The organism is Vibrio sp. 9-16B-A1 (assembly GCF_056726165.1).
Genome location: NZ_JBSDZD010000018.1, coordinates 1 through 17,585, shown reverse-complemented (window position 1 = coordinate 17,585; position 17,585 = coordinate 1). Strand labels below are relative to the sequence as shown.

Annotated in this window: 15 protein-coding genes; 9 read left to right on the top strand and 6 right to left on the bottom strand. The window is 53.8% G+C overall.

The features are described from left to right. Nucleotides 1-80: 80 nt before the first annotated feature. Nucleotides 81-545: a transcriptional regulator AsnC gene (gene asnC, locus ACVB80_RS21590; protein ID WP_481083357.1), complete on the top strand. Its 465-nt coding sequence runs from the start codon at nt 81-83 to the stop codon at nt 543-545. A 126-nt stretch (nt 546-671) separates the two neighbouring features. Here the strand turns inward: asnC and prlC are convergent, their stop codons facing one another. Then, a complete protein-coding gene (gene prlC, locus ACVB80_RS21585; RefSeq protein ID WP_481083356.1) occupies nt 672-2,711 on the bottom strand; it encodes an oligopeptidase A in 2,040 nt (679 codons plus the stop codon). A 199-nt stretch (nt 2,712-2,910) separates the two neighbouring features. On the opposite strand from prlC, the gene ACVB80_RS21580 reads away from it, so the two are divergent. The 7 genes from ACVB80_RS21580 to ACVB80_RS21550 all read left to right on the top strand — a co-directional run bounded on the left by ACVB80_RS21580 (nt 2,911) and on the right by ACVB80_RS21550 (nt 10,445). Beyond that, nucleotides 2,911-3,750, top strand: coding sequence for a 23S rRNA (adenine(2030)-N(6))-methyltransferase RlmJ (locus ACVB80_RS21580; protein ID WP_481083355.1), 840 nt, complete (start codon nt 2,911-2,913; stop codon nt 3,748-3,750). 292 nt (nt 3,751-4,042) lie between these two features. After that, the gene (gene gorA / locus ACVB80_RS21575) at nt 4,043-5,398 is read left to right on the top strand and encodes a glutathione-disulfide reductase (RefSeq protein WP_481083354.1); all 1,356 of its coding nucleotides are present in this window, start codon (nt 4,043-4,045) and stop codon (nt 5,396-5,398) included. Nucleotides 5,399-5,548: 150 nt separating this feature from the next. Next, nucleotides 5,549-6,865, top strand: coding sequence for a serine/threonine protein kinase (locus tag ACVB80_RS21570; RefSeq protein WP_481083353.1), 1,317 nt, complete (start codon nt 5,549-5,551; stop codon nt 6,863-6,865). A gap of 2 nt (nt 6,866-6,867) precedes the next feature. Beyond that, nucleotides 6,868-7,827: a hypothetical protein gene (locus tag ACVB80_RS21565; RefSeq protein ID WP_481083352.1), complete on the top strand. Its 960-nt coding sequence runs from the start codon at nt 6,868-6,870 to the stop codon at nt 7,825-7,827. 3 nt (nt 7,828-7,830) lie between these two features. Next, a complete protein-coding gene (locus ACVB80_RS21560) occupies nt 7,831-8,391 on the top strand; it encodes an ECF-type sigma factor (protein ID WP_481083351.1) in 561 nt (186 codons plus the stop codon). A gap of 99 nt (nt 8,392-8,490) precedes the next feature. Further along, the gene (locus ACVB80_RS21555; protein WP_481083350.1) at nt 8,491-9,786 is read left to right on the top strand and encodes a hypothetical protein; all 1,296 of its coding nucleotides are present in this window, start codon (nt 8,491-8,493) and stop codon (nt 9,784-9,786) included. Between the two features lie 131 nt (nt 9,787-9,917). Further along, a complete protein-coding gene (locus ACVB80_RS21550) occupies nt 9,918-10,445 on the top strand; it encodes a phosphatase PAP2 family protein (RefSeq protein ID WP_481083349.1) in 528 nt (175 codons plus the stop codon). A 47-nt stretch (nt 10,446-10,492) separates the two neighbouring features. On the opposite strand, the gene ACVB80_RS21545 is transcribed toward ACVB80_RS21550, so the two are convergent. The 5 genes from ACVB80_RS21545 to ACVB80_RS21525 all read right to left on the bottom strand — a co-directional run bounded on the left by ACVB80_RS21545 (nt 10,493) and on the right by ACVB80_RS21525 (nt 16,926). Next, nucleotides 10,493-11,416: an SPOR domain-containing protein gene (locus ACVB80_RS21545; RefSeq protein ID WP_481083348.1), complete on the bottom strand. Its 924-nt coding sequence runs from the start codon at nt 11,414-11,416 to the stop codon at nt 10,493-10,495. Nucleotides 11,417-11,523: 107 nt separating this feature from the next. After that, nucleotides 11,524-12,465 carry an ABC transporter permease gene (locus ACVB80_RS21540; RefSeq protein ID WP_481083347.1) on the bottom strand — a complete coding sequence of 314 codons (942 nt, stop codon included), beginning with the start codon at nt 12,463-12,465 and terminating at the stop codon, nt 11,524-11,526. A gap of 2 nt (nt 12,466-12,467) precedes the next feature. After that, nucleotides 12,468-13,445, bottom strand: a complete 978-nt coding sequence (locus ACVB80_RS21535) for an ABC transporter permease (RefSeq protein ID WP_481083346.1) — start codon at nt 13,443-13,445, stop codon at nt 12,468-12,470. 141 nt (nt 13,446-13,586) lie between these two features. Next, nucleotides 13,587-15,140 carry an ABC transporter substrate-binding protein gene (locus ACVB80_RS21530; protein ID WP_481083345.1) on the bottom strand — a complete coding sequence of 518 codons (1,554 nt, stop codon included), beginning with the start codon at nt 15,138-15,140 and terminating at the stop codon, nt 13,587-13,589. A 70-nt stretch (nt 15,141-15,210) separates the two neighbouring features. Then, entirely contained in the window at nt 15,211-16,926 is a 1,716-nt protein-coding gene (locus tag ACVB80_RS21525) for a dipeptide ABC transporter ATP-binding protein (RefSeq protein ID WP_481083423.1), read from the bottom strand. A 157-nt stretch (nt 16,927-17,083) separates the two neighbouring features. Here ACVB80_RS21525 and ACVB80_RS21520 point away from each other — a divergent pair, with 157 nt between their 5' ends. Then, nucleotides 17,084-17,320 (top strand): hypothetical protein, encoded by a 237-nt coding sequence (locus ACVB80_RS21520; RefSeq protein ID WP_481083344.1) that lies wholly within the window; start codon nt 17,084-17,086, stop codon nt 17,318-17,320. Nucleotides 17,321-17,585: the final 265 nt, after the last annotated feature.

The window sequence follows — 17,585 nt, the reverse complement described above, 5'->3', positions numbered from 1 at the left end:
TCCAAAATGCTGAAAAGATAGACGATGTAGATTAGTATATCAGATCCGATAACTGATTGAGTTCCCCCCAGGAGATTGACATGCAAACCAGCCAGCAGCGCCTCGATGACCTCGACCGTGCCATACTCAAAGCGCTGATGACCGATGCCAGAACCCCTTATGCGGAGATGGCCAAACAGTTCAATGTCAGTCCCGCCACCATCCACGTCCGGATCGAAAAGATGAAAGCCGCTGGTGTGATTGAAGGCACCGAGGTAATCGTCAACACCAAGAAACTCGGCTACGACGTGTGCTGCTTTATCGGCATCAACCTCAACGCCGCCCGCGATTACCACTCCGCACTGGAAAAGCTCAACGCGCTGGATGAAGTCGTCGAAGCCTACTACACCACCGGCGCCTACAATATTTTCGTCAAACTGATGTGTAAGTCGATTGAAGAGCTGCAGTTCGTCCTGATAGACAAACTGCAGGCGATCGATGAAGTGCAGTCAACAGAGACGCTGATCTCGCTGCAGAACCCGATTAACAGGAATGTGAATCCGTAGTTAAGGCTCTGGGCTCTGAACCACAATAGCCCAGTCCTGCCAGACAATAAAAAAAGCGCCAACCTTTCGATTGACGCCTCTCTGTCAACGCACTCCCCCAGGGCCTAGTACCAAGGGCCAAGCGCCTTATTTAATCCCAGCATGTCGCAACAACGCATCAATCTCCGGCTCGCGGCCGCGGAAGCGTTTGAACAGGTCCATTGGCTCTTCGCTGCCACCCATTTCCAGGATGTTGTTCAGGAAGCTCTTACCGGTTTCGGCGTTAAAGATGCCCTCTTCTTCGAAGCGGGAGAACGCATCGGCAGACAGCACTTCTGCCCACAGGTAGCTGTAGTAGCCTGCAGCGTAGCCACCGGCGAAGATATGGCCGAAGCTGTGTGAGAAACGGTTCCATTCAATGCCAGGCAGTACCGCTACTTTGGCTTTTACTTCCGCCAGGGTTTCCAGTACGCGTGCGCCCACATCCGGATCGTATTCTGTGTGCAGGGTGAAATCGAACAGGCCGAACTCCAGCTGACGCAGGATAAACATCGCAGACTGGAAGTTCTTCGCCGCCAGCATCTTGTCCAGCATCGCTTTTGGCAGGGGCTCACCGCTCTCGAAGTGGCCGGAGATAAAGCTCAGCGCTTCCTCTTCCCAGCACCAGTTTTCCAGGAACTGGCTTGGCAGCTCTACCGCATCCCACGGCACGCCGTTGATACCCGATACCGCTGAAACCTCAATCTGGGTCAGCATGTGGTGGATACCGTGGCCAAACTCGTGGAACAGAGTCACGACCTCATCATGGGTAAACTGGGCAGGTTTACCACCCACCGGCTTGTTGAAGTTACAGGTCAGGTAGGCAACCGGTGTCTGCAGCTCGGCGGATGCAGTTACGCGGCGTCCGCGGCAGTCATCCATCCAGGCACCGCCACGCTTATTCTCACGGGCGTACAGGTCCAGGTAGAAGCTTCCGCGCAATGTGCCTTCCGCATCAAAGATGTCGAAGAAACGCACCGACTCATGCCAGGTGTCCACACCTTCACGCTCGGTAACCTTCATGCCGAACACGCGCTTAAGGACCTCAAACAGGCCAGATACCACGGTGCTTTCCGGAAAATACGGACGCAGTTCTTCATCTGAGAACTGGAACAGGTCCTGCTTCTGTTTTTCGCTGTAGTAAGCGATATCCCACAGGTTCAGTTCACTGACACCAAACTTCTCATGAGCAAACTGACGCAGCGCTTCCACTTCACGTTCACCCTGAGGTTTGGCGCGGGTCGCCAGGTCGTTCAAAAATGCCACGACCTGCTGTGGCTCTTCAGCCATCTTGGTCGCCAGTGACTTCTCACTGTAGTTGGCAAAGCCCAGCAGACGGGCGATTTCATGACGCAGTTTCAGCTCTTCGGCCATGATTTCGCTGTTGTCCCACTTACCGGCATTCGGGCCACGGTCAGAAGCGCGGGTCACGTACGCTTCGTACATCTCTTTACGCAGCTCCTGATTATCACAGTAAGTCATCACCGGCAGGTAAGACGGCATCTCCAGCGTCAGCAGCCAGCCTTCCAGCTCTTTGGCTTCTGCTGCGGCTTTAGCCGCTGCCAAGGCTGATTCCGGCATACCAGCCAGTTCGGCTTCGTCAGCGATCTGTTTGGTCCAGCCCATGGTCGCGTCGAGTACGTTGTTGGAGAACTGAGAACCCAGCTCAGACATGCGCTTGCTGATCTCACCGTATCGGTGCTGCTCATCCGCCGGCAGGCCGATACCCGAAAGCTCAAAGTCACGCAGTGCATCGGTGATGCTCTTCTTCTGCGCCTGGTTCAGGCCGGCAAACGCTTCTGAAGCGTGAATGGTTTTGTAGGCTTCATACAGCGCCTTGTGCTGACCAACCCAGGTGCCGTACTCAGACAGCGCAGGCAGGCAGCTCTCATACGCTTCGCGCAGTTCAGCGCTGTTCACCACCGAGTTCATATGGCTGACCGGCGACCAGGCGCGGCTCAGCTTATCGTCCACTTCTTCCAGCGGCTGGCAAACCGTTTCCCAGCCAGGTACAACATCCGGCTGCGTCACTTTTTCCACCATAGCGCGGCACTCAGCGATCAGCTGGTCAATAGCCGGCTTTACGTGCTCCGGGAGGATTTGGGAGAACTGCGGTAAATCGGTGATAGTAAGAAGTGGATTAGACATCGGGGGTTCCTTTTGAATCTCTGTTCTTGTCCTGACTAAATGTAGTCGGCTACTCAATAATTCAATAGCTAAGCGTAAAACTTAATCACTTTGCGCCGGAGTGTGACGTTTTTTTAATCCCCAGCTATAAGTAAATCGTCAGTGGAGTTGATATACTTCGCCAACCGGGCAAGCCCAATCCAATAATCAAGAGACTACCGTGCTAAGTTATCGACACAGTTTTCATGCCGGCAACCACGCTGATGTGGTGAAGCATATCGTGCAATCATTGATCCTTAACGCGCTTCAGCAGAAAGAGAAGCCGTTTGTCTACCACGATACCCACTCAGGTGTGGGCCGCTACGACCTGACTCACGAATGGTCAGAAAAGACCGGCGAATACAAACAGGGCATCGCCCGGATCTGGCAACAGCAGGATATCCCGGAAGATATTCAGAGCTATCTGGCCGCGATTGAAACCCTGAACGATGGCAGCGAACTGCGCTACTACCCGGGCTCTCCACGCGTAGCCCGCGCTCACCTGCGCAAACAGGACCGCATGGTTCTGACCGAGCTGCACCCGAGCGACTACCCGCTGCTGGAGCAGGAGTTTCACCGTGACCGCCAGGTCAGCATCTACAAAGAAGACGGCTTTAAGCGCCTTAAAGCCAGCCTGCCGCCAAAAGAGCGCCGCGGCCTGGTGCTGATCGACCCGCCTTATGAGCTGTCACACGAATACCGCGACGTGGTTAAAGCAATTGCAGAGAGCCACAAACGCTGGGCAACCGGTATCTACGCTATCTGGTACCCGGTAGTAAACCGCCTGGATATCGACGACATGCTCGACGGCCTGAAAGCGCTGGGCATCCGTAAAATCCTCCAGATCGAACTGGGCGTCTCCCCGGACACCAACGAGCGCGGCATGACCGCCTCAGGCATGATCGTCATCAACCCGCCGTGGAAACTGGAGCAGCAGATGGAGGTCATTTTGCCGTTTCTGAAGCAGGCTATTGCGCCTGCGACAGGGTTCCATAAAGTGGAATGGGTGGTACCGGAGTAAAAACAATGGGTACGTGGTTCGTGGGACGCGGTTTGAGGATGTTCAGTGGATAAATCAGCCCCGCGTACCACGCAGCGAAGCGCACACGTCCCGCGTATCAGAAAAAAGGAAACAAGGTTCGAGAAACGTGACTTAAGGACATTCAGTAGGCAACTCAGCCCCTCGTCCCACGCAGCGAAGCGCTCACGTACCACGTCCCAAAAAACAGTTTACGGCTGTAAGGCTCCAATAAGGGAAAGCTCAACAACATCCCACGCCTTACGCCAACCAAATAAAAACCAAGGAGAAAGTCATGGCAACACATTTTGATTATATCTGTATCGGTGGTGGCAGCGGCGGTATTGCGTCGGCGAACCGTGCAGCGATGTACGGCGCGAAAGTGGCGCTGATTGAAGCGCAGGACCTGGGTGGTACCTGTGTCAACGTAGGCTGCGTACCTAAGAAAGTGATGTGGCACGGCGCTCAGATCGCGGAAGCCATGCACCTGTACGCCAAAGACTACGGCTTCGATGTGGATGTGAAAGGCTTTGACTGGAGCAAACTGGTTGAGAGCCGTCAGGCGTACATCAGCCGTATTCACACCGCATACGACAACGTACTGGGCAACAACAAAATCAACGTGATCAAAGGGTTTGCCAAATTTGTTGATGCCAACACCGTTGAAGTGAACGGCGAGCACTACACCGCAGACCATATCCTGATCGCCGTTGGCGGCCGTCCGACTATCCCGAACATTCCGGGTGCGGAACACGGCATCGACTCAAACGGTTTCTTTGAGCTGAACGAGCAGCCAAAACGCGTTGCAGTTGTGGGTGCAGGCTATATCGCCGTTGAAATCGCAGGCGTACTGCACGCGCTGGGCAGCGAAACACATCTGTTCTGCCGCAAGCAGTCTCCGCTGCGCAGCTTTGACCCTATGATCATCGACACCCTGATGGAAGTGATGGAAAACGAAGGGCCTTCCCTGCACACCCATTCGGTGCCAAAAGAAATCGTAAAAGAAGCCGACGGCAGCCTGACCCTGCACCTGGAAAACGGCAACTCACAGAACGTGGACACCCTGATCTGGGCTATCGGCCGTCACCCGGCGACCGACGCCATCAACCTGCAGGCAACCGGCGTAGCAACCAACGAGCGCGGCTACATCAAAGTGGATGAATACCAGCAAACCAACGTTGAAGGCATCTACTGTGTCGGCGACATTATGGAAGGTGGCATCGAGCTGACCCCTGTTGCTGTTAAAGCGGGCCGTCAGCTGTCTGAGCGCCTGTTCAACAACAAGCCAGACGCCAAAATGGATTACAGCCTGGTTCCGACCGTGGTATTCAGCCACCCGCCAATCGGCACCATCGGCCTGACTGAGCCGGAAGCCATCGCCAAATACGGCGAAGAGAACGTGAAAGTGTACAAATCCGGCTTCACCGCCATGTACACCGCGGTTACCTCAAACCGTCAGCCATGTAAGATGAAACTGGTCTGTGCCGGTGAAGAAGAGACCGTAGTCGGCCTGCACGGCATCGGCTTTACCGTGGATGAAATGATCCAGGGCTTCGGTGTGGCCATGAAGATGGGCGCGACCAAAGCGGACTTTGACAGCGTAGTGGCAATCCACCCGACGGGGTCGGAAGAGTTCGTTACTATGAGGTAACTGCTTCAGCCACCTCTCATTCAGGCCCGGCTTCTGCCGGGCTTTATTTTTTATAAAATTTCCTGCCCGGCTCACATCCTTCACAAGCATTCACTAAATCAATCGGTTAAAATGGGCTGATTCGCCTGTTAATCAAACCGCAATATCCGAATGTCCGGCAACCCGCAACTCGATCTCCTTTATCAGTACTTTGACCTATGTGAACAACAGAAAGCCAGCTTTCTTCATCAGCTCGAACGCGATAACCCGCAACTGGCGGAGGAACTGAAACCCTTTATTGAAGCGGAAGCCGCCAACACCTCGCTGCTGACCGAGCTGATATCCGGTCAGGCAGAGCAAATGCTGGCCAGCGATGACCGATTGTTTGAGCTTGAGGGGACTGGGCTTGGAAAATACCGCCTCAGACATCTGCTTGGCCGCGGCGGGATGGGCGTGGTCTACCAGGCTGAGCGTTTTGATGAGACGTTTGAGCAGACCCTGGCAATTAAAATCAGCAGGCCCAGGCTGCAGGCCATGCTCGGCAGTGGTTTTCTTTACCAGGAAGCGCAGCTGCTGGCGAGGCTTAACCACCCTTATATCGCCAAAGTCTTTGATGGCGGGCGGGAGGATGGCCTGGCCTACATCGTCATGGAAAAGGTCGACGGCGACCCGCTCGGCACCTTTCTGCAACGCCATTCCATCCCGGTAAAGGAAAAACTGGTACTGTTTGAACGCATCTGCCAGGCGATCGCGCACGCCCACCAGAACCACATTCTGCACGCGGACCTGAAACCGGAAAACATCCTCATTCAGCCGGACCACACCCCAAAAGTGCTCGATTTTAACATCACAGGTAACGGCAACAGCGAAATACGCGCCCTGAGCCGCGAGTTTGCCAGCCCGGAGCAGGCCGCCGGTGAGTACCTGACTACTCAAAGCGATGTTTACTCGCTCGGCCGGCTGCTGGAATGGATGCTGCGAAAGGACAAAGCCAGCAAAGAAGTGGATCTGATCATCGCCAAAGCCTGCGACCCTGACCCGATCTGGCGCTACCAGAGCGTGGTATCACTGGCAGAAGATGTCCGGGCCCTGCTCAGTCATCACCCGCTCAGTATGCAGCGCCATCAGTTTCGCCAGGTCGCCGCTAAAGCCGCCCGGCGGCACCCGTTTCGTACAGGGGTACTAATCAGCCTGCTGACGCTGTTGATTGGATTTAACCATGTTCTGGCCAGTAAAAATACCCAGCTCGCCAGCGAGAAAAAACTCGCCGAGCAGATGGTGTTCGAGATGACCGCGCTGATGTTTAACAGCAAGCAGGATGCGCCACTGGGAAGCATCCTTGAACTGACGAGACGGCGGGTACTGGCCAACCCGGAACTGCCCGGCGAACTCAAACAAAAACTGCTGACCGCTATGGTCACCCCAATCCCGGCCAAACAGCAGCTCAGCGCTGACTGTGGCCCCGAATGCAATCAAGAAAAAGAATAATCATGAATAAAGCCACTTTGCTTCTGCTGCTGGCAACCAGCACCACTATCGCCGCTGAAGATCTCAGCCAGGTCGTGCTTCGCCCGTTAGATACCGTAATAAAAAATGAGATCGTCAAAAAACACGACCGCAACGGTACGCCCTGTTATATCGACACTACCCGGCTGAACGAGCCCGGCTACTTCGGGCCAATCGGCGGCCTGACTTACAAAGTCACCCGTAAAGGGATCTACACCTACCCGGACACCGGCGACTATTTTGGCGGTAAAAACGGCGAAAACAACTGTGAAATGAACCACTCCATGCGCTACACCGAAACCGAATTTGAGGCGATTACGGTGTTTGACGGCTGGGACGGCCTGGTCGGCTGCGCCCTGACCGGCTGTACCTACAACGACCTCAACGGCTTCTATACCGACGACTATTACGATTATGACCGGCGAAAATACCGCTCGGTTGCCAACCAGTTTGACCCTCAGACCCAGGTCGCCATCCAGAAAACCAAAGGACTGGGCAAAGCCGAAGGCGTGCCGCATGCCAACCGGGCCGAATACATCTGGTTCTCCTACCCGGCCTCACGCCAGCAGAAGATCCGCATGGAAGGCTTTTGGGTTATGACAACCTATACCGCCAAAGGCCCACAAAAACACTGCCTGCGCATCGCTGACAACCGCGTATGGCAAACCGGAGAAATGAATACGGAATGTCCGCAAAACAGCAAAGCTTACCAGGATGAGGTCACAGGCCGCTTTGGCGATATGTGGTGGCTGGAAAATGGAAGCAGCGCCAGCCTGGCTCAGCTCAACAGTATGGTCAAATGGGGGCCGCAGCGTTACACCAGCTGGGAATATCAGCCAACAGGCGAAGACTGGCAACAGGGCATACTCTACCGCCTCGAACAAGCAGTATCCGGCACCGAAGTAAGCACTTACCGGATTTCTGAACTGCAGCGGGTAAACTAAGCGATGAAGCAGGATAACTACACAGATTTGCTGCTGCTCTGGCAGCAAAATGACAAACAGGCTGAACAGGCTCTCTACAGTCTCGCCTATCAGCATCTCCACCAGCTGGCAAAACAGGAAAGAGTCCGCTGCGCACAAAAATACGGTGACGATAATCAGGTACTCGGCAGCGCTATGGCCAACACTACCGCCCTGGTCCACGATGCCTACCTGAAACTAAGCCAGAGCCGGCCCCCGGAGCTCGCCAACCGCCGCCAGTTCTTTCTGATGGTGGCCAAAGTGATGCGTCAGCTGCTGATCGACCACGCCCGCAAAGCCAGTGCACAAAAGCGCCAGCCCGGCAGCCCTGAGCAAGCGGATGACCCGGTCGACAGGCTCATCAGCCTCAACCAGGCGCTGGACGGACTGAGCACTCACTATCCGCGTCAGGCCGATGTGGTCAGGCTGAAATACTTCGCGGGCCTGAAAACCAAAGAGATCAGCCAGATACTGGAATGCAGCGAAAGTCTGATAGAAAAAGACCTGCGCTTCTCCCGGGGATGGATGCAACTGCAGATCAGCTGATTTATTTTTACGGTTTTTTGCTGAAATTACGTTCCTTGTTAACTGGCGGTTTTATCAACAAGATAACTGCCAATAAGGTTTATAAACAGGGATCAACCAATGAACAAATACTCTCTACTGACCATCGCACTGGCAGCCGCTCTGAGCGGTTGCGGTGGTGGTTCAGAAAGCAGCGACAGTACTTCAACAACTCCGTCAGTGCCACCAGTAGTAACGCCGGGCGGTGAAAGAGCTCCGCTGATCAAAGCCTGGACCAACGATACCGTGGTCACCAAAATGAGCACAGAAAACACTACTCAAACAGAGAATGCTAACCTGTGTCAGACTCCTGCTGCCGGGGCTGTTATTGAAACGGCTGACTTCAGAGTTACATTTGGGCAGAACAACACCCACAAAAACATGGAAGAGCTGAACCAGGTCGCCCGCCTGGCCCAGGTGGCTCTGGATGAGCTGATCGCCCACACTGGTCTGAGCAAAACCGATGATCTGAAAATCACCACCAGCAACAAGTGGACAGTGTGCTATAACGACGACAAGTCAGGTAATGGCTCAGGTTTAACCCGCCGGTTTGAGTTCTCTCCGAAAACGCTCAACCCGGCTGACACCGTTAATTTCACCGAAGGCTATCAACTGGCCAAGCACGAGCTGTTTCACGTAATTCAGGACTCCCTGCTGGGTGAAAATACCGTCTACCTGCATCTGCCACGCTGGTTCCAGGAAGCCTCTGCAGAGCTGTTTGCCGGTAAAGACACCTCCAGCGTTACTGCCGGTCTGCTGACCGAATACCTGGCAGAGACCCGCCAGACACCACTGGCTGTCACCACCTGGAACGACGAGCAGAACATCACTGCAGCCACTGCGGGTAAGTATGAAAACCACATGTACCGTATGTACCTGGTATCACTGGAATACATGTACGAAAAAGGCATGACCAGTGAACAGTTGCTTCAGCTGACCCGTGACGCTTACACGGCCCCGGGCAATACAAATTTTACAGCTTTCGATACCGCAATGGCGACTCTGGAAAACAGCCTGCAGTTGCCAACCACCTATACCAACCTCAGGCAAAACACTGCGGACTACCAGGCGCATGTTATCGACGGCTGGCTGGGCAATGAAAACTACAGTGCGGGTTACACCGATGACATCACCAGCCCGATGAAAGAGCTGTACGTGTTTACGTCCGATGGCAGCAAAGAGCTGACAACCGGCTGGATCAACCAGGCTCAGGACAGCTACACCTTTAATCAGCCACTGCAGGATGGTACCTGGCTCATCTACGCAGGAACGACAGACGATGTGATTTACGGCCCTATAACCAAAACCGTTAAAAATGGTGAACTGGGTGATATTGATTTCTCCGGCGTCGCGATCTGCACCGATTGTAATGACTGACAGAAAAATACAGCCCGGCATCGCCGGGCTTTAATTTATGAGGTCAATACGAAGACTTACAAATATCCGGCTGAAAGAAATCTCCCCGCCCGTTACAATAGCCGCCCCAAAACACAAAGAAATCCAACGGAATGAAAAAGCCCCTTACCCTGCTCGCACTCGGTGCCAGCCTGACCTCCCCGGCCCTGCAGGCTAAAGATACCCTGACCACCTACGGCGATATCGCCCAGATCGGTATTCCGCTGACCGCCGGTGCCATCTCACTGTATAAGGGCGATAAAGAGGGCTTTATTCAGCTCGCTGAAGGCGCGGTTTATACCGTGGTCGCCACCCAGGCGCTGAAATATTCGGTCAATGCCGAGCGGCCAAACGGCGGCGAGCACTCTTTCCCGTCCGGCCACACTTCGGCAGCCACTCAGGGCGCGGCCTATCTGCAGTTCCGCTACGGCGCGGCGTATGGCATTCCTGCCTATGCAGCGGCGGCACTGGTTGGGTATTCCAGGGTTGAAGGAGATTACCATTACTGGCGTGATGTGGTAGCCGGCATGGCACTGGCGACCGGCATTCAGTATATGGTCACCGAAAAAGGCTACTCGATTACGGTGCTGCCTTACTTCACCGGCGAAGAGACCGGCCTGACGGCACAGGTAAATTTCTGAATAAAAAAGCCAGCTGGATAAGCTGGCTTTTTTATTCAGGTTTGCGGTTACGGCTCGATACAAAGCACATTGAGCAGCGAGGTACCTTTCAGCTGGGTGACCTTTCCGCTGGTAAAGAAGCCCTGCTGGTTGATACCCCAGTACGGCAGGTGCACCGGCCAGCTGTTCTTACCCAGCTCATCGCTCTGCAGAATGGCCTGCCACTCATCATGGTTGGCCAGACGCATCGACAACTTGCCACACAGCGCTTTGGCGGACTTGTAACTCATCCTGTTCCAGGGCGTGTCGTACTCCATATAGAAAGTATCTGAACCATCATTGATGTACGGCACCACATAGTTGTGACCATTCAGGCTGGCTTTGCGGCGGATTTCGATGTTCCCGTTAGCAACGGCTTTGGGCGCCGAAGAAAAATTTGCCGTTTTTGATGTTGCGGCAGTCGATACAGCAGCCGGAGCGGCGGCCGCAGGTTTGGCTGGTAAAGAGGCGCTCTTTTGCGCCGGCTTTGGTGCAGGACGTTTCTGTTTGGCGGCAGGTTTCAGATCAGGCTTAATGGCGACCTCACGGATAAACACATCCTGATAGCCGGCAAGCTTGCGTACCTTGCTCCAGTCACTGCGGGCGGTCGCATAATCCTCGTAAGGACCAATCAGACACCGGTAACCCTTCCCCTCTTTTTTCATCCACACATCGGCAGAAATCTGACGGTAGAGAGGCTTGGCGTCTTTGAGCGGCATCGCTTTATCCAGGATGCCACACTGCACCCAGAACAGGTTTTCCTGATTGCGCGGCCGTTTCTTGCCCCACAGACCATCACCGATCGGGCAACCGGCGCTCAGCAGCGGCAACTCGTTCTTTGACGCCTGAGTAGCGTCACACAGGTAATCATCCGCCATTGCGGCGCGTGCAGGCAGCATAAGGGCAATCACAGCTGCAATGAAGACGGCACGCACCGTCACTTTTCCGTCCATAGTTCCTCTCCACAGCAAATCCAGGTCTAAACGGATGCAAAAAAAGAGCCGAAAAATTCGACTCTTTAGTTTAGGAATAAAACTGATTAGAAATCAATCGGCTTGGATCACCCTTTGTAGATCTTAGGGTTAAATACATCACGCAACCAGTCACCCAGCAGGTTAATCACCAGTACCAGAAGGACCAGTACGATGCCAGGGAAGGCGGTGATCCACCAGGCACCGGAGAAGATGTAGTTAAAACCGGTACTGATCAGCGCGCCCAGAGACGGCTGGTCTACCGGCAGACCCAGACCAAGGAATGAGAGTGCAGCCTCAGACATGATGGCATTCGCCACCTGCACGGTTGAGATCACCAGAATTGGCGAGAGACAGTTCGGCAGAATGTGGCGGAACATGATCCGCGGCGCTTTAAAGCCCATCACCCGCGCGGCTTCCACGTACTCTTTCTTCTTCTCAGCCAGTACCGAAGCACGTATGGTCCGGGCGTACTGCGGCCACTCGGCGACACCGATGATCACAATCAGCATCACCACTGCGTACTGGCTGTAAAACTCACTGCCAAAACTGGCTTTGAAAATCGCCGAGACGATGATCGCCACCATCATGGTCGAGAACGACAGCTGCACATCCGCAAAACGCATCAGGAAGCTGTCGATACGGCCACCAAAATAGCCCGCCGACAGGCCGATGATGATGCCCAGCAGCAGCTGCAGACCCACAGCCAGAAAGCCGATGGTCAGCGACAGGCGCGAACCGTAAAGAATGGTCGAGAAAATATCCCGGCCCTGCTCATCGGTACCCAGTACAAAACGCTCTTCGCCATCTTCCATCCAGGAAGGCGGCAGCTCAGCGTCCATGATATCGATCGAAGTCAGGTCGTACGGGTTGGTCGGCGCAATCAGCGGCGCCGCCAGTGACATCACCAGGAACAGCATAAACACCGTAAAGCTGAACATGGCGACTTTGTCTTTCAGAAAGTAATACAGAATATCGGACTGCTTAAAACGCTCCCAGCGGCCAGGAGCAGCGGCGGTTGTGGTATTCATGGTTATGCTCCTTTTCCGGTCAGGTTAACGGTCGGGTTGATCAGACCATACATGAGGTCAACGATGGTGTTGGTCACAACAAAAATCAGGCCGACAAAGATGACATAGGCGGTGATAAGCGGGGTATCTACCCGGTTGATCGCCTCAAGGAAAAGAAAACCGGTACCCGGCCACTGAAACACGGTCTCAGTCAGTATGGTGTAGGCCACCATGGTACCTATCTGCACCCCGCCGACGGTCAGTACCGGCAGCATGGTGTTTTTCAGCGCGTGCTGGTAATACACCTTGTTCATTGCCAGGCCCTTGGCCTTACAGAACTTGATGTACTCTGAACTCAGCACTTCCAGCATCTCTGAACGCACCAGACGGATGAACAACGGCAGCATGATCGAAGCCAGCGCGATACACGGCAGCACCAGGTGCGCCAGTCCGTCTGCGGTAAAGAAGCCGGACTCCCAGCCGAGCACATTGGCGGTCTCACCGCGGCCAAAGGACGGCAGCCAGCCCAGCTCAATGGAGAAGATGTACATCAGCATAATCGCGGTCAGAAAGACCGGTATCGAGATCCCGATACTGCTCATCGCCATCACAAATTTGGTAAACAGACTCTTTGGATGGATGGCGGAATAAACCCCGAGCGGAATCGACAGCACCACGATAATCACGGAGGCTCCGAACACCAGTTCAAGAGTGGCCACCAGCTTATCGAGGATCACGTCCACCGCCGGACGTTTAAAGAAATAAGATGTCCCCAGATCGCCCTGCAATGCAGCGCCGATAAACCGGGTGTATTTGGTAATAAACGGGTCGTTGAGACCAAGCTCGTCGCGTAATGCCTGACGCTCCGCTTCAGAAACCGACTGGCCGACCAGCTCACGCAGCGGGTCCCCCAGGTTATCCTGAATAGCAAACGCCACCAAACTGATCACAAACATCACTATCAGTGCCTGAAACAGGCGCTTGACCAGAAACGTAAACATTCCCTGCCCCTTTTTGCTTTCCCTGACTATTCAGTCTGAAAAATGGCACTCAACCCGACTGAAGGAAGGTTAAGCACCAAAAAACCAGGGTGACCTCCTGGTCACCCGTGGCTGCCCGCACTGCAGGCAGCCATCAGCACCTTACTCAGAAACCACCAGGTCACCGAAGTAAGGGAAGTTCATTGCGTTGACGATTGGCTTGATATCCAGAGTAGATTTCGCGCCCCACGCCAGGTTCTGCCAGTGAAGAGGAACAAACGCCGCTTCGTTGTACAGGGTAGTTTCAACCTGCTTCAGCATCGCCGCACGTTTGGCCGGATCGGTTTCTACGTTCGACGCTTCCACCAGCTTGTCGACTTCGGCATTCGAGTAGTAACCACAGTTGTACTGGCCACGGCCGGTCTCTTCGTTACGGGTCATGGTCAGGAACTCAGAGAAGTTCGCTGAATCCTCGGTATCCGAGTGCCAGCCGATCATCAGCATGTCTGCCGCACATTTGTCGAACTCAGGCCAGTACTGCGCTTTAGGCATGGTCTTCAGGTCAACCTTGATACCGATCTTAGACAGCATCGCCGCGGCAGCCTGAGCCACTTTGGCATCGTTCACGTAACGGTTGTTCGGTGCCATCATGGTCAGGTTAAAGCCTTTCTCGTAGCCTGCTTCTTTCATCAGCGCCTTGGCTTTCTTCAGGTCATAACGTGGTACCAGATCTGCACCATAACCCGCGTAACCTTCCGGTCCCTGCTGACCGGCAGCGGTCGCAAAGCCCTTCATGATTTTCTTCACGATACCTTCGTTGTTGATCGCGTGAACAATCGCCTGACGAACGCGCACATCTTTCAGTGCTTCGTTGCTGCTCTGGTTCATCTGGAAGGTGATGATACGGGTACCCGGCAGGGTCACCAGATCCACACCTTTGGCTTTCTCAACACGCTTGTGATCGTTCGGCGCAACCGGCGCGATCATGTCTACGTCACCGGACAGCAGTGCTGCAACACGGGTCGCGTCTTCCTTGATCGGTACCAGAGTCAGCTTGTCCACGTTACCTGCGTCTTTATCCCAGTAGTCAGCAAAACGCTCGAATACCACCTTGATGCCCTGCTCACGCGAGGTCACCACGAACGGGCCGGTACCGGAAACGTTGGTCGATGCAAATGAGTTACCGTGCTTAACCACTTCCGCTTTGTCTTTGCCGTCTGCGGTCTGGCCTGAGTAGAACTTGCTGTCCATCGGGAAGATGTAAGTCGCGGTCTGAAGAACCAGAGGGTAAGCGCCTTTAGACACCAGCTCTACGGTGTAATCGTCCACTTTGACCATTTTCTCGTACGGGTCGAAGATGGCTTTAAAGTCCGGAGAGTTCTTCAGTCGCTCAAAGGTCCACACCACATCATCAGCGGTCAGCTCGTTGCCGGAGTGGAACTTCACACCTTTGCGCAGGCTGAAACGGAAGGTCTTGTCATCGACACGCTCCCAGCTGCTTGCAAGGCGAGGTTCAAAGTCCAGCTTCTGGGTATAACGAACCAGAGGATCAAACACCATGTGAGACATTTGCAGAGTACCACCGGACAGTTGCTCATGCGGGTCCAGTGATACCGGGTCAGCATCGTAAGCAACAGTGATATCTGCCGCAGCAACGCTGGCACTCAGGCCTGCTGCGATTAGCGCCAAAGCTAATTTGCTCTTAATGGTTTTCATTGCATAACTCCTTATGCGGGAATCCGAATCCCTGTTTGTTGTATTTGTCTGTGTTGTGTTTGTTGTTGGCTTATGCCGTTTTTACGTCTTCCCGCAGCCCGGTAAATTCAGGCATCAGGGAAATAAGCTGCTTGCTGTACTCGTGCTGAGGGTCATTAAACAGCTGTTCAGTGGGCGCCACTTCAAGCAGGGTACCCATCTGCATCACCCCAATCCGATCACACATCTGACGTATTACCGGCAAGTCATGGCTGATAAACAGCATCGTCAGGTTGAGCTCGTCCTGAAGGTCTTTAAGCAGGTTGAGGATCTGTGCCTGAACCGATACATCCAGTGCCGATGTCGGCTCATCACAGATCAGAAGTCTTGGGCGGGTCGCCAGTGCGCGGGCGATAGAGATACGCTGACGCTGGCCCCCGGAGAATTCGTGTGGGTATTTCACCCCGGCCATTCTGCCCAGCCCCACGTGATCCAACAGATCGTGGACGATCTGACGGGTCTCGGTTTCATTGGCGGTCAGGTTATGGAAACGGATCGGCTCGGCGATAATATCGAAGATCTTCATCCGCGGGTTCATTGAGGTGTACGGGTTCTGGAACACCATCTGCATCTGACGGCGCATCGGACGGCGCTCTTTCTCTGACTTCAGCGATGTCAGGTCGATGCCTTCAAAAGTTACTTTGCCCGAGTTCGGCTCATACAGACCAGCGATAACCCGTGCAATGGTCGATTTGCCCGAACCGGACTCACCCACCAGGCCAAAGGTTTCACCTTCATGCACTTCAAAGCTGACGTTATTGGAGGCCTGCACGTACTGGCGGCGGCTCTCAAACAGCGAATCTTTAGTGATAAAACGCAGATTGACGTTTTCCACGTTCAGCAGCGGTCCGGTGTACTCGCGCTGGTCCTGGCTCTGGCCCAGCCAGTGGTTTTTCACATCCAGCGGCTCCATCTCGTGGGCCTCTTCGATGTAGCTCACCAGCGGGAAACGCTCCAGCTTAATATCCGAGCGCGGTACCGCTGAGATCAGACTGCGGGTATAGGAGTGTTCCGGAGTACCTAATACTTTCTGGGTTGGCCCAAACTCTACCAGGTCGCCGCGGTACATCACCGCGACCTTATCGGTCACGTTAGACACCACGCCCATATCGTGGGTCACCAGCATACAGCCGACGTTGTTTTTAATACACAGCTCGCGAATAAGGGTCAGGATCTGGTCCTGAATCGACACATCCAGTGCGGTAGTCGGCTCATCGGCAATGATCAGGTCCGGCTCACCGGCCAGTGCAATCGCAATCACCACCCGCTGGCGCATACCGCCAGAGAACTGGTGTGGATACTGTTTTAAACGGTTTTCCGGCTGCGGGATGCCCACCTGATTCATCAGCGCCAGCGCACGGTCGTACGCTTCCTGCTCGGAGACTTTCATATTGGCATGAATGGTCTCGGTCAGCTGCTGCTCTACGGTAAACAGGGGGTTCAGGGAAGTCATCGGGTCCTGAAAGATAAACCCGATTTTTGAGCCGCGCACTCTGCGCATCTGCTCAGGGCTCAGCCCGGAAATTTTCTCGCCATCGAGAAACACCTCACCGTCTGCGATAAGACCCGGAGGGCTCAGCAGATCGATAACCGCGTTGCCCACGGTCGATTTACCCGCGCCCGATTCACCAACCACACCCACGATCTCGCCGCGCTCGATATTGAACGACAATGACTTAACCGCAGCGTGCACACCGTGACGGGACGGATACTCAATGCGAAGATTTTTTACTTCTAATAGTGACATCACCAGACCTCTACTGCTTCGGCAGCTTTCTGCCCTGTCTGTAAAATTGAATCCATTCAGCGCCAGAGGTTTATGCTTCATGCGACCCTCTGACAAAAATCAGTCAGCACACAATTTGGCAAATAATTCACAGGAAAGCAACAAATAAAGCAGAAAAATGGGTTTTAGCCTGAATTTAAAGCAGAATAACTGCATATTAATGCATCATTTAAGACTTTTAGTGCGGATTAATAAATCTTCCCCCACAGCGAAAACATCGGAAAAACAAGCAAAGAAGCACAACAAACCACTACCAAAGACACACTCGGCAGTTATTTATAAAACAATAAATATGCCAAAAGCAAAATTAACAAAACAGAAACAAACACCAGTAGCACAGCGATTATCTGGATGAAACGATCTGTACAACCGGAACAAGGCAGCACAATTCACTGGCCAAAATAAAATGAATAACGAAAGCGGTTGGAATAAAAAACTGGGGAAAGCGCGGGGCACAAAGGCTGGTGAAAATATTCGGCTTTTTTTGTGGTTCTGTGGTTCTGTGGTTCTGTGGTTCTGTGGTTCTGTGGTTCTGTGGTTCTGTGGTTCTGTGGTTCTGTGGTTCTGTGGTTCTGTGGTTCTGTGGTTCTGTGGTTCTGTGGTTCTGTGGTTCTGTGGTT

Excerpts from the sequence above, each read along its gene's own strand:
- gorA (WP_481083354.1), top strand. The coding sequence starts at position 4,043 with ATGGCAACACATTTTGATTATATCTGTATCGGTGGTGGCAGCGGCGGT.
- prlC (WP_481083356.1), bottom strand. The coding sequence starts at position 2,711 with ATGTCTAATCCACTTCTTACTATCACCGATTTACCGCAGTTCTCCCAA.
- ACVB80_RS21565 (WP_481083352.1), top strand. The coding sequence starts at position 6,868 with ATGAATAAAGCCACTTTGCTTCTGCTGCTGGCAACCAGCACCACTATC.
- ACVB80_RS21530 (WP_481083345.1), bottom strand. The coding sequence starts at position 15,140 with ATGAAAACCATTAAGAGCAAATTAGCTTTGGCGCTAATCGCAGCAGGC.
- asnC (WP_481083357.1), top strand. The coding sequence starts at position 81 with ATGCAAACCAGCCAGCAGCGCCTCGATGACCTCGACCGTGCCATACTC.
- ACVB80_RS21560 (WP_481083351.1), top strand. The coding sequence starts at position 7,831 with ATGAAGCAGGATAACTACACAGATTTGCTGCTGCTCTGGCAGCAAAAT.
- ACVB80_RS21555 (WP_481083350.1), top strand. The coding sequence starts at position 8,491 with ATGAACAAATACTCTCTACTGACCATCGCACTGGCAGCCGCTCTGAGC.
- ACVB80_RS21570 (WP_481083353.1), top strand. The coding sequence starts at position 5,549 with ATGTCCGGCAACCCGCAACTCGATCTCCTTTATCAGTACTTTGACCTA.
- ACVB80_RS21535 (WP_481083346.1), bottom strand. The coding sequence starts at position 13,445 with ATGTTTACGTTTCTGGTCAAGCGCCTGTTTCAGGCACTGATAGTGATG.
- ACVB80_RS21520 (WP_481083344.1), top strand. The coding sequence starts at position 17,084 with ATGGGTTTTAGCCTGAATTTAAAGCAGAATAACTGCATATTAATGCAT.
- ACVB80_RS21545 (WP_481083348.1), bottom strand. The coding sequence starts at position 11,416 with ATGGACGGAAAAGTGACGGTGCGTGCCGTCTTCATTGCAGCTGTGATT.
- ACVB80_RS21540 (WP_481083347.1), bottom strand. The coding sequence starts at position 12,465 with ATGAATACCACAACCGCCGCTGCTCCTGGCCGCTGGGAGCGTTTTAAG.
- ACVB80_RS21525 (WP_481083423.1), bottom strand. The coding sequence starts at position 16,926 with ATGTCACTATTAGAAGTAAAAAATCTTCGCATTGAGTATCCGTCCCGT.
- ACVB80_RS21550 (WP_481083349.1), top strand. The coding sequence starts at position 9,918 with ATGAAAAAGCCCCTTACCCTGCTCGCACTCGGTGCCAGCCTGACCTCC.